This window comes from Streptomyces sp. N35 (assembly GCF_016464295.1).
Taxonomy (GTDB): domain Bacteria; phylum Actinomycetota; class Actinomycetes; order Streptomycetales; family Streptomycetaceae; genus Streptomyces.
Map to the genome: position 1 here is coordinate 14,096 of NZ_JAEIMH010000075.1, position 15,002 is coordinate 29,097.

Below are 15,002 nucleotides of genomic sequence, written 5' to 3' on the forward strand. Positions count from 1 at the left end.
CGATCCACACGACCGCCATCGACACTTCAGATCAACTGGCGGGGACCAGCCACACGCTCGTGTCCCCGGGCAGCAGCCCCTGCTCCAGTGGCCCACTGCTCAGCACCACATCCATCCCCGCAGGCAGCTCGATCGGTTCGGCGCCCGCGTTGACCAGGCATCGGATCCCGGACGACCGTGCGAAGGACACGATGTCCGGGCCGGTGTCGAGCCACTCCAGGGTCTCGGGCAGGGGCGCGAACAGTTCCGCGCGCAGCCGGAGCGCCTCGCGGTACAGCCGCAGGAACGAGTCGGGGTCGGTGTGCTGGCGTTCGGCGCTCCACTCGGCCCACTCCGCGGGCTGCGGCAGCCAGGACGCGGCGCCCGCGGAGAAGCCGAGGGTCTCCCCGGCCGCCGTCCACGGCAGCGGGACCCGGCAGCCGTCCCGTCCGCGGTCGCGCCCTTCGGAGCGTACGAAGGTGGGGTCCTGGATGAGGTGGTCGGGGAGGAACTGGACTTCGGGCAGGCCCAGTTCATCGCCCTGGTAGAGGTACACCCCGCCGGGCAGCGCGAGCGTCAGGAGCGCGGCCGCCCGCGCCCGGCGCCGGCCCAGGGGCACGTCGCTCGGGTCGGCGAGCCGCTTGTCCCCCATGTCGAAGGAGGTGTCCGCGCGTCCGTAGCGCGTCACATGGCGGATGGTGTCGTGGTTGGAGAGCACCCAGGTGGGTGGTGCGCCGACCGGCTCGTGCAGAGTGAGCGTCGAGTCGATGACCTCACGCAGCGCGGTGGCCTCCCAAGGACAGCACAGGAAGTCGAAGTTGAAGGCGGAGTGCAGTTCATCGGGGCGCAGATAGCGCGCGGACTGCTCCGGGCTCGGCAGCCACACCTCGCCGACGAAGGTGCGCTCACCGTCGTACGAGTCGAGGATCTTGCGCCACGCACGGTACACGTCGTGCACCTCGTCGACGTCCTGATACGGCAGGTCGGTCGGGTCCGGGTCGGGGCCGGCGTCCGGCAGGCCGGGCTTCTTCACGAGCCCATGGGCGACATCGATGCGGAAGCCGTCGACACCGCGCTTGAGCCAGAAGTGCAGGACGTCCTCGAACTCGGCCCGTATGTCCGAGTGTTCCCAGTTCAGGTCGGGCTGCTCGGGGGCGAACATGTGCAGATACCAGGGTCCCGGAGTGCCGTCGGCCTCCGTGATACGGGTCCAGGCGGGCCCGCCGAAGTACGACTGCCAGTCGTTGGGCGGCAGTTCGCCGTACGCCCCCTTGCCGGGGACGAACCAGAAGCGGTCCCGCGCGCCCGGCTCGTCGGCGAGCGCCTGACGGAACCAGGGGTGCTGGTCGGAGCAGTGGTTGGGCACCAGGTCGACGATGACGCGCAGCCCGTGCCCGTGCGCCTCGTCGATCAGCGATTCGGCCTCGGCCAGCGTGCCGAACAGCGGGTCGATGTCGCGGTAGTCGGCCACGTCGTAGCCGCCGTCCGCCATCGGTGAGACGTACCAGGGGTTGAACCACAGGGCGTCCACACCGAGTTCACGCAGGTACGGCAGCTTCGCCCGCACTCCGGCCAGGTCTCCGATGCCGTCGCCGTTGCCGTCGGCGAAGCTGCGGACGTAGATCTGGTAGATCGCGGCGTGCCGCCACCAGGCGGGTGCGGGCGTCAAGGTCACAGGTGCTCCTCAGAAGGAAGGGCGGGTCCGGCCCGTCGGCCGGACCCGTCGGGAGTGCGAAGGTGGTGCTACCAGCCGGAGTTGCCGGAGCCGCGGCTGATCTGGAAGCCGCCCGCGAGGGAGAGCCCGCCGTCCTTGGTGCCGGTGACGGTGACTCCGGAGAAGGTGCCGGCTCCGGCCGCGTTGATCTCGATGCCGTACGCGCCGGTCTTCTCGATCCTCGTGTCCTTGACGGTGAGATCGCCGACGGTCTTCTGCCAGGACACGAGCAGTCCGCTGTACGTGGAGTCGAGGATGTCGTTGTGCTCGATCCGTACGGGTGTGGTGATGTCCGAGTGGTCGGCGTAGATCCAGACCGCGCCGAACTTCGACTGCCAGTTGGGTTCGTAACCGCCGGTCCGCTCCAGGGTGTTGCGGGCCACGGTGGTGGGTCCGGAGAAGGGCAGCGGTGGGGGCGGGAAGTTGCGGGTGCTGATCGCGATGCCTGCGGAGGCGTTCACGGTGTCGGACAGGAGGTTGTCCTCGACACGGTTGCCGCTGCCGCCGTAGACCGCGGCCGTGTTGGCGAGCATGGGAAGCTGCACGGTGTTGAAGCGGAAGGCGCAGTCGGTGACGGCCTGCTGTTCGGAGAACATCGCGAGTCCGTCGTCGCCGGTGCCCCGGACGCTGCTCTGCGAGACCTCGCTGTTCTTCGTCCCCTTGTGCAGGTTCACCCCGTCGGCGAACGTGTCACGGATCCGCAGGCCGGTCGCGAGCAGACCGTCGGTCGGCGCGTCGATCCACAGGCCGACCTTGGCGTGCTCGATCCAGACGTTCTGCACGGTGGATCCGCTGCCGAAGTCGCCCTCGATCGCCGTGTGGCCGCCCGCGTCGTCGCGGTAGGTGGCATCACCGGCGAACATCAGGTCCTGGATCGTGCTGGTGCCGCCGCGGCCGAAGAACCCGCCCTTGTTGTCCTTGCCGCGCACCACCGTGTGCCACTCCCCCGCACCGCGCACGGCGACGCCGCTGAGGTTGATGTGGTCGGAGATGTCGTACGTGCCCTTCGGCAGCCACAGGCCCTTGCCCTGGGATGTGGCCGTGTTCACCGCGGAGTTGAGGGCGGAGGTGTCGTCGCCGCCGTCGTCCGGGGTGACGCCGAGGCCGGTCGCCGAGACGTAGCCGGCCGGCATCGCATAGGCGGCGGGCGCCGTCTCCGTCTCGATCAGGTCGAGGGTGTACGAGGGTGCGGTGTCGCCCGCGTCCTTCTGCAGCCTGAGCTCCGTGCCGGCCGGGAAGTCGCCGATGACCGTGCGGGTCTCGTCGAAGAAGCGGTGCGCAGAGCCGCCGGACGGGTCGTTGTCGTAGGGGTACGCGCCGTACACCCAGCTGTACCGGGAGGTCAGGTCGAGGTCGCGCAGGTGGGTGCCGTTGGCGTAGAGGCTCAGGGGCCTGTCGATGCCGCTGCCGTCCGCACTGTCGGGGATCGAGTAGCGCAGGGTCAGGGCATTCGCGGGCTCGGTGAGCGTGAACTCGACGTATTCACCGGTGGCGTCGAGCACGACGGCCTTGCGGCCGGAGGCCTCGGACGGGAGCTGCAGATAGGTGCGGTCGGGGCCGATCGTCGTGGCATTGGTCGTGGCCGCCTCCGCCTCGTGCGAGGTGTACGCAAGGGACGCGCCGCGGCTCGCGTTGGCGGCGGCGGTCGGCAGGTCGAGGCCGTCGAGCTGGAAGGCGCCGTTGTCGCCGGATTCGGTGCGCAGCGTCACCGTGTTGAGGCCGGCGCGCAGGGGGACGTCGGTGCTCAGCGTGTGCCAGGAGCCGGAGGTGCCGGGCAGGGTGAGCTGCCGCAGGCGGGTGCCGTTGACCGTCAGGGAGACGGTGGCCCGGCCTGCGTCCGGGGTGCGGTACCGGACCTGTGCGGTGTGCCCGGACGCCGCTGCGGACGTCACCGAGAAGACCGCACGGGCGCCCTGCGTGGTGAAGTGGTCCAGATAGCCGGAGCCTTGGTAGCCGCTCACGGACGTGGACTTCTCCGGGCCGCCGGAGAAGAAGGCCTGCTCGGCCTCGTGGGTCAGGTTTCCGCCGCCGCCTTCGGAGGGCGGGGCGGGGGTGAGGCTGTCGAGGTTGATGTTGCCGCTGTCGGCGGCCGTGAAGGTGAGGGCCAGCGTGTTGGCGCCCTGCCGGTAGTCGACGGGCGCGTCGACGGTCGACCAGGTGCTCCAGTTCGCGGTGGCGGGGAGGCTCACCTGACCTGCCCTGGCCCCGTTCACGTACAGGCTGAGTGTCATCGTCGCCGTGGTGCCATTGGCGTACCGGATCTTGACGGAGCCTGTTCCGGCAATGGGCGAGCTGACGGTGAACGAGGTCGAGGCGCTGCCCTTGTTGCCGTCGGTGTAGCCGCCGACATAGCCGGTGCCGGTGTATCCGGAGTGCTCGCTCTCGGCCCTCGTACCGCCCGAGAGTGCGGCCGATTCGGCCTGGAGTGCGTCGGCGGCGTGCGCTGCCGGGCCCCCGTGGAGGAGCAGTGCGGCGAGCAGGCTCAGCAGGAGTCCGGGGACGAGAAGCAGTGATCTTGGTCGTGCGGGGGTGTTCTCGGGCATGGCGGAGCGTCCTTCCGTGTGGGGGTGCACAGGACGGCTGAGGGGGTGGCTCGAGGTGGGCTCAGCCCTTGAGGCTGCCGGCCGTGAGACCGGCGATGATGTGGCGCTGGAAGATCAGGAAGAGCACGAGCAGCGGGATGCTGGCGATGACCATGCCCGCGAGCAGCTGGTTGGCGGGCAGGAACTCCGACAGCCGGCTCAGCGCCACCGTGATCGGCTGCTTCGCCGGATCAGGGAGCACGATCAGCGGCCAGAGGAAGTCCTTCCACACCCCGACCACCGCGAAGATCGACACCACGGCGAGGACCGGGCGCGACAGCGGCAGGATCACCGACACCAGGACCCGCACCGGTCCTGCGCCGTCGATGCGTGCGGAGTCCATGAGCTCCTGCGGGATCTGGTCGAAGAACCGTTTCAGGATGAAGATGTTGAAGGCATTGGCCGCGGCCGGCAGCCAGATCGCCCATGGGGTGTTGATCAGATTCACATGGATCAGCGGGACGTCCGTGACCGTCAGATACGTCGGGACGAGCAGCGCGGAGACCGGCAGCATCAGTGTCGCGAGCATCATGCCGAGGACGATGTTCCCGAGCACCGGCCGTAGTTTCGACAGCGCGTACGCCGCGGCGACAGCGATGATCAGCTGGATCAGCCAGGCGCCGAGCGCCAGGATCAAGGTGTTGAGGAAGTGCCGGCCGAGCCCGGTGTTCGTCCAGGCTTCGGTGTACGCCTCCGGATGGAAGCTGCCCGGGAACAACGTGGGGCTGGGGGCGGCCAGTTCACGCGAGGACTTCAGGGCGCCGCTCGCCATCCAGTACAGGGGGAAGACGAAGACGACCGTGAAGCCGATGAGTGTGGTCGTGAGCACGAAGCGGTAAAGGAACTTTCCCGTACGCCGGTTGAGCTCGCTCGGCGCGATGAGGGTGCGTTCCGCGGTGTCGGACATCGTCGTTCCTCTCAGCCCTTGCTCCGGGCCATCAGCCTTTGCTCCGGGTCATCAGCCTTTGCTCCGGGTCAGCCGCAGATACACCAGCGAGAACAGTCCGAGCACCACGAAGAGCAGCATGCTCATGGCGCTCGCCAGGCCGAAGTCGTTGTAGACGAACGCGTAGCGGAACAGGAGCAGCAGGACGGTCACGGTCGCGTCGTTCGGGCCGCCGCCGGTCAGAATGTAGGGCTCGATGAACACCTGCATGGTGCCGAGCACTTGGAGCAGGAGAGTGATCATCAGGATGAAGCGCATCTGCGGCAGCGTGACGTGCCAGAGCCGTTGTCCGATCGAGGCTCCGTCGAGCTCGGCCGCCTCGTACAGCTGGCCGGGGATGCCGCCGAGCGCCGCCAGATAGATCAGCGTGGTGGTGCCCATATTGGCCCAGGTGGAGACCAGGACCAGCGAGACCATCGCCAGGTTCTCGGACTCCAACCACTGCTGGGCGGGCAGATGCAGCACTTCGAGCGCGTTGTTGAACAGGCCGGGGCCCGGATCGTAGAACCAGCGCCACAGGAGCATCGTGACGATCGGCGGCAGCATCACCGGCAGATAGACGGTCATCCGCAGATAGCCGCGGGCGCTGCGGAACTCGTTGAGCACCATGGCCGTCGCGAGCGGCGCCGCGAAGCCGAAGACCAGCGCGAGCGCGGTGAACCAGGCCGTGTTCTGCCAGGCGGTGACGAACAGCGGATCGTCGAAGAGCCGCCGGAAGTTGTCCAGGCCCACCCACTCGGCGGGCTGCGCGAAGGTGACCTGCTGGAAGCCGAGCAGCCAGCCGCGCACGATCGGGTACCAGGAGAAGGCGGCGAAGACGACGAGGGCGGCGCCGAGGAAGGCGTACGCGATGAGGTTCTCGCGGATACGGCGGGCGAGGTGCGAGCGGGCCGCCTTGGGTGGACCCGAGGGCTTGGGTTCCTTGGTCCTGCCGGAGGACGCTGCCGTGGCGCCGGCGCCCTCCGGACGGACCGTGGTCTTCATATCGGTGGTCGCCATCGGTCACTTGACCGTCGCGAGGAGCGCGTCGACCTTCTTCGACGCGTCCTTCAGGAGCTGGTCGATGTCCGCGTCCTTCTTCGTCAGGACCGACTGCATCACGCCGTCGAGCACGGTGTAGATCTGCTGGGCGTTCGGCGGCTCGACCTTCTGCTCCAGGCTGCCGTTGCGCTCGGTGAACGGCTTGAAGTTCTCGGTGGGCACATTGGCGTACTTGGCGTGCACCGCGTCGACCTCGGCCTGCACATCGTCCGTGTACAGGCGGTCGAGCGGCAGACCGACCGGCACGTCATCGCTGACGACGCGCTTGTCGTTGAACTCGGTGCGGTCCGGGTTGAGGTACTTGAACTGCAGCCACTTCAGACCGGCCTTGATCTTCTCCGGCGTGGCCTCGGGGTGGAACATGAACCCGTTGCCGCCGCCGAGCGTCGCCTGCCCGGGCAGCGCGCCGACGCCGTACTCCTTGTACTGGCGCTCGAACTGCTTGACGATCGTGGGCACGTTGTCGGGCCCGGCCATATACATGCCGAGCTTGCCGGCGCCCATCATCTTCTGGACGTCGGGGATCTCCAGGAGCTGGCGGCTGCCCATGCTGTCGTCGGTCCAGCGCATGTCGTGCAGCATCCGCAGCGCGTTGCGTGCGGCGTCGCTGTCGAGGGCGGACTTCCACCGGTCGCCGTCCTTGACCGCCACGTCGCCGCCCATGGAGTAGATCCATGAGGTGAGGTGCCAGCCGCCCTGGTTGTTCTTGCTGTACTCGGCGTAGCCGACGGTGCCGTCGCCGAGAGCGCTGATCTTCTTGGCGGCCACGCGCACCTCGTCCCAGGTGGTGGGCGGCTTGTCCGGGTCGAGTCCGGCCTTCCGGAACAGGTCGCGGTTGTAGACGAGACCGAGCGAGTACTGGCCGTTGGGGAGCCCGTAGACCTTGCCGTCCTTGCCCTTGAACACGTCGAGGAACTCGGGCCGGATCTTGTCGAGATACGGGATGTCCTTCATGTACGGGGTGATGTCCGCGCCCTGGCGTCGCTCGATGAGTCCGGCCGGGTCGGTGAAGTACACGTAGTAGACGTCCTCGAGCTGACCGCCCGCGAGCTTGGCCGCGAAGGTCTTCGGGTCCATCTGGCCTTCGCGCGGATCGATGTCGATCTTGGGGTTGGCCTTCTCGAAGGCCTTCACATCGGCCTCGAAGATCTTGCGGTCGAGCGGCTGCGTCTTGGGCGGCATGTCGTTGACGGTGATCGTGACGACACCGTCCTTGCCCGCCCCCTCACCCGAGGAGGAGCCGCCGCAGGCGGTCAGGCCGAGGGCCATCGTGCCGACGAGGGCTATGCCCGCGCGTCGACGCGCGCCGAAGCCGGATGTGAAAGTCATGGGTGTACTGCCTTCCTGCTACCTGGGAAAGCGGATCGTTGCCGACTGTCCCGGTCGGCGCCCCAGCGTTGACGCAGAACGTAGAACCGCATCACGCAAGAAGTCAACGTCTCTGCGCAAGATTCGAAGCAGTGGACCCGCGGACGATCAACTCGGTTTCGAAGAGGATGGGTTCGTCGTCGACGACATGGCCGTCCATCTGCGCGACCAGCGCGGTCACGGCCGCGTCCGCCATGGCCTGCACGGGCTGGCGTGCGGTGGTGAGCGGCGGATCGGTGGCGACCATGAACAGCGAGTCGTCGAAGCCGACCACGGAGAAATCCCTGGGGACGACGAGGCCCAGCCGGCGGGCGCCGCGGATCGCGCCGAGGGCGAGGGTGTCGCTTGCGCAAACGACCGCGGTGACCCCCGCGTCGACGAGGCGCGGCACGGCGGTGGCGCCGCCCTCCATGGAGAACATCGCATGGGCGACCCACGGCCGCCAGCTGCCCTGGGGAACATCCTCCGCTTTCCAGAACGCCGCGTACCCGGCGAGTTTGCGGGCGCTCGGCACATGCCCGACAGGGCCGATGAGGAGGCCGATGCGCTCATGTCCGAGGGCTTCGAGATGGCGGGCCGCCTGGAGTGCGGCCTGGGTGTCGTCGGCGGCGACCTGGGCCACTTCGCGGTTCTCGTCGGCCGCGTTGACCAGGACCATCGGCATACGGCGTTCGCGCAGCACACGGCCCTGTTCGGCGCCCGCGTCGGCGTAGCTGGAGCCGACGAAGACGATGCCGCCGGTGTTCTGTCCGAGCAGCATGTCGATGTAGTGCGATTCCGAGACACCGTCGGCGGTACGGGTGCACAGCACGGGTATGAGCCCGCGCTTGTTGAGCCGCCCGGCGAGCGCTTCGGCGAACGCGGGGAACACCGGGTTCTGCAGCTCGGGCACCACCAGGCCGACCAGCGGTGCGCGCTCCCTGCGGCTCACGGCGGGGCGCTCGAATCCGAACACGTCCAGGGCCGTGAGCACGATGTCCCTGGTGGCGGGCGCGACCTCGGGACTGCCGTTGAGCACACGGCTGACGGTCACTTCGCTGACGCCGGCGAAGGCGGCCACCTTGGAAAGTCGTTTCGTCATGCGCTGACCGTACAGCGCTCGACGCAAGACTGAATCAGTCATGCGCAAATTATTTGCAACCCAGCTTGCGCAGGGCGCCCCTCGGCCGAGGAGCGCCCTGCGGTTTCACTCCGGCCGGGCGAAGACCAGGCTCACGTTGTGCCCGCCGAACCCGAACGCGTTCGTCAGGGCCGCACCCCAATCGCCCTGGCGCGGACCGCCCTTGACGAGGTCGAGGGTGAGCGCCGGATCCGGGGCGTCCAGGTTGCGGATCGCGGGGACGACTCCGTCGCGCAGACCGAGCACGGTCGCGACCGCGGCCACCGCACCGGAGGCCCCGCAGAGATGGCCGATCATCGACTTGGCCGCGGTCACCGCGACCTCGTCACCGAGCACGGTCGCGATCGCCTCCGCCTCCACCACGTCACCCGACGGGGTCGAGGTGGCATGGGCCTGGACGACGCCGATGCCGGAGGGGGCGATGCGGGCGGAATCGAGAGCGGCCCGCATCGCCTGCGCCTGCCCCTCGGCGTCCGAAGCCGTGATGTGCGCGGCACTCGACGAGACGCCGGCGCCCGCCAACCAGCCGTGCACACGCGCCGCGCGGGCCCGGGCGAACGAGGCGCGCTCCAGAACGACGATCCCCGCCCCCTCTCCCATCACGAATCCGCTGCGGCCCGCATCGAAGGGCCGCGACACCGCTTCGGGCTCCGCGTCCTGGGTGGAGAGGGCCTTCATCTGCGCGAAGGCCGAGAGCGTGAACGGGTGCAGACAGGCCTCCGCCCCGCCGGCCACCACGACATCGGCCCGCCCGGCCCTGATCAGATCGAGCCCCAGCGCGATGGCCTCGGATCCGGAGGCACACGCACTCACCGGCGTATGCGCACCCGCCTTCGCCCCGAGTTCCATGCTCACCCAGGCCGCGGGACCGTTGGGCATCAACATCGGCACGGCGTACGGGGAGAGCCGCCGCGCCCCGGACCGCTCGTAGGTGTCGTCCTGACCGAGCGTGGTGAGCACACCTCCCGTACCGGTGCCGATGACCACCGCGAGCCGGGCGCCGTCGACCTCCGGCGCACCGGCGTGCTGCCAGGCCTCGCGGGCGGCGAGCAGAGCGACCTGTTCACAGCGGTCGAGCTTGCGCGCCTGGACCCGGCCGACCAGCTCGGCGGGGTCGCCGGGCAGGGGCGCCGCGACCCCGACGGGCACGTCGGCGGCCCACTCCTCTTCGATCCGTCGCACTCCCGAGGCACCCGCGAGCAGGCCCTCCCAGGTCGTACGGGCATCCATGCCCAGCGGAGTCAGCGCTCCGAGTCCCGTGACGGCCACCGCGTCGTCGTACATATCGCGCCCCTTCTCGGGTGTGAGTAGGAAGTCCACAAGATCCGGCTGCCGCATGGCACAGGATCTTGATCACCTGAAGGCGACACTTCCAGACAACAAGGGCGCCGATGGATGCTGTCAGCCGCAGAGCCTCGAGAACGGATCTTGTAGGGTTACGACAAGTGGCCGGCGATAAGGGCGCCACGTCGGGGGCGCGCGCGAGCAGGGGCCCGAACCGGCCAGTTCCATCGGCCGCACGCAGCGCCGCTCCACATGCCGGGAGCGGCGGCTTTCAATTCCCTTAAGGATGGGGCCGATTGACTTTCGGCCAACCCAACGGCCGGGCCGCCGGGTGGACTTTGACATATGCCAGAAGCACCACCGTATCGTGTCTTGCCAAATCCCTTACGGGGCCCACTGACCTGTGCGACAGTCATAACCGGCCCTTCCGTCAGACTTGGTCGTACCGCGCCTGTATCGGAGTACGAGATGCCGTCCCATATCTTCGCGGACCGCCCCGCCGCACAGCCGCCTGAGCGCGGCACGGTCGACGCGCTGATTCAGCAGACGCGCCGGCTGCGTGGCGAGGTCGACGCGGTGCGCCGGGACACGCTCACGGACGACGACGACCCGCAGGGCCGCTGGCAGCGCGCCCTGTGCGAGCTGGCCGTGCACCAACTGGACGACCTGGACGAGCACTTGGCGCAGCTGCGCGACGGCGCGCCCCTGGACACCGATGAGCAGGAGCTCCTCGAAGGCCTGGAGGCCGAGCTCGCCCCGGGGCCGAGCCGCGGCTCGCTCCTCAGCCGGGTGGGCAGCGCCGAGTGGAATCTGCTCACCGACGATGTCGTCTGGTCCGGCGAGCTCTACCAGATCTTCGGACGCTCCCCCGACCGTCCGCCGCTCACCCTGGACGAGCTGCCCACGTTCGTCTTCGCGGAGGACAGGGACCTTCTCACGCAGATGGTCACGGACTGTCTCATCGACGGCCGGCCCATCGACGGCGAGTTCCGCATCGTGCGTGAGGACGACAGTGTGCGCACCCTGCACATGATGGGCGAGCCCGTGCTCGACGCCGACGGCAGCACCGCCTCCATGTGGGCGGTGGTCAGAGACGTCAGCGAACTGCGGCGCAGCCAATCGGCCCTGCGCGAGACCCGTGACTCGCTTCAGCGCCAGCGGCACATCGCGCAGACAGAGCACCGGCTTGCGGTCGAGCTGCAGGAGGCCGTGCTGCCGCCGTGGCGTGGCCCCCTGCGGTTCCCGCAGGGCTCACCCGACGCACTCGACCTGGCGGCCCACTTCCTGCCCTCCTCCCGCAGCGCGCTCATCGGCGGCGACTGGTACGACGCGATGCACCTCCCCGACGGCGACATCCTGTTGAGCGTCGGCGACCTCACCGGCCATGGTGTGGCGGTCACTTCGGGCATGGCGATGCTGCTCGGCGCAGTCCGTGGCATGGCCGTCGCGGGCGCCGAGCCGGGCCGGCTGATGGGCTGGCTGAACCAGCTCCTCGACGCCTCCGTGCAGCCGGCCCTGGGCAGCGCGGTGTGCTGCCGCTACAACCCGCACACCCGTGTCCTCACCTGGTCCCAGGCCGGCCACCCCGCCCCGCTGCTGTTCCGCAACGGAACCGGCCGCGCCCTCGACGCCCCCGACGGCGTCCTGTTGGGCGCCACGACGGGCGCGGTCTACGAGCAGGCCGGCGAACAGCTGGAACCGGGCGACCTGTTGGTGCTGCACACGGACGGCCTCGCCCCGCACCGTGACGGCGAAGCCTCCCGCGACCGCCTCCTCTCCCTCGCCCCCCGTTTCGCCACCGCCCGCACGGCGCAGGACTGCGTCCGTACCGTGATGGAGGAGTTCGGCGAACGCGGAGCCCGAGAGGACGACGCCTGCGTGCTGGCAGCAATGGTGCCAACCACCTGAGCCCCCGGATCGACGCCCGACCGGGGTCCCCGCGGGAGCCGGACCCACAAAGGGACCAAACGTCCTGCACTTACCGGTCAAATCGGTCAAGGCGCAGGACACTTGGTCCCTTTCTCACCTTCGGCTCAGGTCAGGCTCGGGCCGTGCCGGTGCTTGGCTTGATGACCTTTGGCAATGCTAGTTGGATCTCCTCTCGGAGGTCCTGGATCTTCGGGTAGCCGGAGTACTGGGCCGTTAGCCGGTACATCTCGCGCAAGCGATCCCACGTGCGATGGGAGGAGGTCTCGCCCATCGACATCAGCGCCAACCGCGCGTAGCGGTCCGCCTGTTCGGGGTCATCGGCGATGAAGCAGGCCGACGCAAGGGAGATGTAGTCGAAGATCTGCGAGCGCTGACGGCCCTTGGCCCGTAGTTCCAGCGCCTCCTTCGCGTGACGCTGTGCGATCGCGGCGGCCGAGGGGTCGTGGTCCGCAAGCGTGCGGTACGCCAAGGCCTGCATCCCGTGCATGTCCGCCTCGTCGAACATCTGCATCCAGCTCGGCGGCGGCACATCACCCTTGTCCGAGACGAAGAGGTCCTCCGCCTCGCCCAGCGTGCGGCGCATGGCCTGGCCCTTGCCCATGGAGGCCTGCGCCCAGGCCTCGATGGTGTAGAGCATCGCCTTCGTACGCGGCAGGACTTCCTCGCCCGAACCGGATTTCGCCAGGTTCATCAGGTCGAGGGCGTCGTCCGGCCGGCCCAGATGCACCATCTGGCGGGCCGCCCGCGAGAGCGCCTCGCCGGCGCGTGGTTTGTCGCCGCCTTCGCGTGCCGCGTGGGCGGCGATGACGAAGTACTTCTGGGCCGTGGGCTCGAGGCCGACATCGTGCGACATCCAGCCCGCGAGAACGGCCAGGTTGGCAGCGACGCCCCAAAGGCGGCGCTGGAGGTGGTCGGGGTGGCGGTACGAGAGCATCCCGCCGACTTCGTTGAGTTGGCCCACCACTGCCTTGCGCTGCAGCCCGCCGCCGCGGGCCGCGTCCCAGGCGCGGAAGACCTCCACGGAACGCTCCAGCTCTTCGATCTCCTGGGACCCGATGGGGGCGGCCTCATAGCGGTCGTACCCAGCGGGGTCGGCGTGCAGGGGATCGTTGATACGGGGAGCGTCGGCGGAGAGGGCCGGATCGGTGTGCAGCCAGTCGTGCATGGCGCTGCTGAGTGCGGAGCCCGCGGCAAGCGCGGCGCCCGCGCCCACCAAGCCGCGTCGGTTGAGCATGAGGTCCATTCCCGTGAATTCGGTGAGGACCGCAGCCGTCCGCTCGGGCGCCCACGGCAGACCGTCGGGGTGTTCGACCTCGTGGCCGCTCTGCCGTTTCCCCGTGCGCCCGTGCCGGACCAGACCTAGGTCCTCGATGGTCACGACACGGCCGAGGCGCTCGGTGAACAGTGCCGCAAGTACCCGCGGCACGGGATCGCGCGGGATCTCTCCCATGTCGATCCAGCGACGCACTCGCGAGGTGTCGGTCGCCAGCTGCGGATGACCCATGGCCGCCGCCTGCCGGTTGACCAGCCTCGCGAGCTCACCCTTGGACCAGCCGGCCAGGCCGAACAGGTCGCTGAGTCGGGCGTTTGGTTCGCTGCTCACGTCAAGCCCCCAGGTTCTCGGCTGAGTTGACAGTAACCCTCTGTCAGTTGCTGAGCGACTATTCGCCAGGGTTCGCCAGGGTGCGCCAGATGGTGTGCCATAGGCGACCGGGTGTCAGGTAGGAATGCGCCACCCCGACCCGGCGGCCGACCGCATTCCCCAGGGTGCGAACGGAAGTCGGGCCGGGCAGCGCACGTGACTCGTCGGCGCACGAAGGGATCTGTTTCGCCCATGTACACAGCATCGTCCTCCGTGTCCGCCCCGCCCCGGCCGTCCACCACACGGCAGGCCGGGGGCCCTTATCTCGCCCCCTCCCGCCCGGCGGCCCCCGTGTTGGGCACCGGTCGGACGCGGCGGGCTCCGGGGGCCACAGGCTCAGCGGGGTTCGGCACCCAACCGCTCAGCGGGAGACTCGACTTGTCCGGCCCCCAGGGCGCCCAGTTGCGTACGGCTGTCGCCTCGGTGCACCGCATCTGCCCGGAGTTCAACCCGGTACAGGTGCTGCGCCGCAGCGGCCGCTCGGTTCTGCTCGTCGGTACGACGGGACGTATGACTGCGGTCGCGAAGTGCTTAGTCGACCACTCCCCCGCATGGTCGGAGCGCAGTCGCCATGAAATAGCCACATACCGTTCGTTCGTGCGGCACCGTCCTCCGGTACGGGTGCCACGGCTGATCGCCGCCGATCCCGAGAATGGCACGCTGGTGATCGAGCGGATGCCCGGCCGGGTGGCGGCCCTGCAACGCCATCCGGCCGAGGCGCCGCCGCGCGCCGACATCAGGGCCGCGCTCGGGGCGATCTGCCGGCTGAACGCCTGGCGGCCGCCGGCCGGCATGTTCGACGCTCCGCTCGACTATGCGGCGCGGATCAACCGGTACCACGAACTGGGGCTGCTCACGGACCGGGACTTGGGCGATCTGCAGAAGCTGCTGCACGGCATCGCGCAGTCGGCCGGCAGCGGTTCCATGGGTCAGTTCTGCCATGGTGACGCCCTGTTGTCGAATGTCCTGCTCTCGCCCGCGGGCCCGGTCCTCGTCGACTGGGAGCACGCCGGCTGGTATCTGCCGGGGTACGACCTGGCGACGCTGTGGGCGGTGCTCGCCGACGCACCGGTCGCGCGGCGCCAGATCAGCCAGCTCGCGCAGTCCGCGGGCCCGGCGGCCCGTGATGCCTTCCTGGTGAACCTGATGCTGGTGCTGACCAGGGAGATAAGGACGTACGAGATGGCGGTCCAGCGCACGATGCGCGAAGCGACCCCGGCGGCACCGGGCCCGGCCCATCCTGGTGCTGCGCCGTCCGGCGAGGAACAGCGGCTGCTGCTCAGGCGGCTGCACGACGACTGCGCCCTGGCCCGTAGGGCCGTGCGGGCGGCGGTCGGCACTCGCTGACGGGGAGCGCGAAGGCCCCCTCCATGTGCCAAGGGTTGGGCACATGGAGG

The 15,002-nt window shown here is 69.2% G+C and carries 10 protein-coding genes; 2 read left to right on the plus strand and 8 right to left on the minus strand.

Features of this window, described 5'->3' with window-relative positions; genetic code table 11:
* Window positions 1-31: 31 nt before the first annotated feature.
* The 7 genes from JAO81_RS31890 to JAO81_RS31920 all read right to left on the minus strand — a co-directional run bounded on the left by JAO81_RS31890 (window position 32) and on the right by JAO81_RS31920 (window position 10,034).
* Complete coding sequence (locus JAO81_RS31890; protein WP_199551465.1) at window positions 32-1,648, minus strand: glycoside hydrolase family 13 protein; 1,617 nt, start codon at window positions 1,646-1,648, stop codon at window positions 32-34.
* A gap of 74 nt (window positions 1,649-1,722) precedes the next feature.
* A complete protein-coding gene (locus JAO81_RS31895; RefSeq protein ID WP_233416212.1) occupies window positions 1,723-4,236 on the minus strand; it encodes a CBM35 domain-containing protein in 2,514 nt (837 codons plus the stop codon).
* Between the two features lie 61 nt (window positions 4,237-4,297).
* Window positions 4,298-5,182: a carbohydrate ABC transporter permease gene (locus JAO81_RS31900; protein ID WP_199551451.1), complete on the minus strand. Its 885-nt coding sequence runs from the start codon at window positions 5,180-5,182 to the stop codon at window positions 4,298-4,300.
* Window positions 5,183-5,233: 51 nt separating this feature from the next.
* Window positions 5,234-6,205, minus strand: coding sequence for a carbohydrate ABC transporter permease (locus JAO81_RS31905; RefSeq protein ID WP_199551467.1), 972 nt, complete (start codon window positions 6,203-6,205; stop codon window positions 5,234-5,236).
* A gap of 18 nt (window positions 6,206-6,223) precedes the next feature.
* Window positions 6,224-7,591: an ABC transporter substrate-binding protein gene (locus tag JAO81_RS31910; protein WP_233416213.1), complete on the minus strand. Its 1,368-nt coding sequence runs from the start codon at window positions 7,589-7,591 to the stop codon at window positions 6,224-6,226.
* A 103-nt stretch (window positions 7,592-7,694) separates the two neighbouring features.
* A complete protein-coding gene (locus tag JAO81_RS31915; RefSeq protein WP_199551452.1) occupies window positions 7,695-8,711 on the minus strand; it encodes a LacI family DNA-binding transcriptional regulator in 1,017 nt (338 codons plus the stop codon).
* 105 nt (window positions 8,712-8,816) lie between these two features.
* Window positions 8,817-10,034: a beta-ketoacyl synthase gene (locus tag JAO81_RS31920; RefSeq protein ID WP_199551469.1), complete on the minus strand. Its 1,218-nt coding sequence runs from the start codon at window positions 10,032-10,034 to the stop codon at window positions 8,817-8,819.
* Between the two features lie 468 nt (window positions 10,035-10,502).
* On the opposite strand from JAO81_RS31920, the gene JAO81_RS31925 reads away from it, so the two are divergent.
* Window positions 10,503-11,942 (plus strand): PP2C family protein-serine/threonine phosphatase, encoded by a 1,440-nt coding sequence (locus tag JAO81_RS31925; protein ID WP_199551453.1) that lies wholly within the window; start codon window positions 10,503-10,505, stop codon window positions 11,940-11,942.
* A gap of 130 nt (window positions 11,943-12,072) precedes the next feature.
* On the opposite strand, the gene JAO81_RS31930 is transcribed toward JAO81_RS31925, so the two are convergent.
* Window positions 12,073-13,566: a hypothetical protein gene (locus tag JAO81_RS31930; RefSeq protein WP_199551454.1), complete on the minus strand. Its 1,494-nt coding sequence runs from the start codon at window positions 13,564-13,566 to the stop codon at window positions 12,073-12,075.
* A gap of 231 nt (window positions 13,567-13,797) precedes the next feature.
* Here JAO81_RS31930 and JAO81_RS31935 point away from each other — a divergent pair, with 231 nt between their 5' ends.
* Window positions 13,798-14,952, plus strand: coding sequence for an aminoglycoside phosphotransferase family protein (locus tag JAO81_RS31935; protein ID WP_199551455.1), 1,155 nt, complete (start codon window positions 13,798-13,800; stop codon window positions 14,950-14,952).
* Window positions 14,953-15,002: the final 50 nt, after the last annotated feature.

Coding starts and splice junctions, on each gene's coding strand:
- JAO81_RS31895 (WP_233416212.1), bottom strand. CDS start 4,236: ATGCCCGAGAACACCCCCGCACGACCAAGATCACTGCTTCTCGTCCCC.
- JAO81_RS31900 (WP_199551451.1), bottom strand. CDS start 5,182: ATGTCCGACACCGCGGAACGCACCCTCATCGCGCCGAGCGAGCTCAAC.
- JAO81_RS31905 (WP_199551467.1), bottom strand. CDS start 6,205: ATGAAGACCACGGTCCGTCCGGAGGGCGCCGGCGCCACGGCAGCGTCC.
- JAO81_RS31910 (WP_233416213.1), bottom strand. CDS start 7,591: ATGACTTTCACATCCGGCTTCGGCGCGCGTCGACGCGCGGGCATAGCC.
- JAO81_RS31915 (WP_199551452.1), bottom strand. CDS start 8,711: ATGACGAAACGACTTTCCAAGGTGGCCGCCTTCGCCGGCGTCAGCGAA.
- JAO81_RS31920 (WP_199551469.1), bottom strand. CDS start 10,034: ATGTACGACGACGCGGTGGCCGTCACGGGACTCGGAGCGCTGACTCCG.
- JAO81_RS31925 (WP_199551453.1), top strand. CDS start 10,503: ATGCCGTCCCATATCTTCGCGGACCGCCCCGCCGCACAGCCGCCTGAG.
- JAO81_RS31935 (WP_199551455.1), top strand. CDS start 13,798: ATGTACACAGCATCGTCCTCCGTGTCCGCCCCGCCCCGGCCGTCCACC.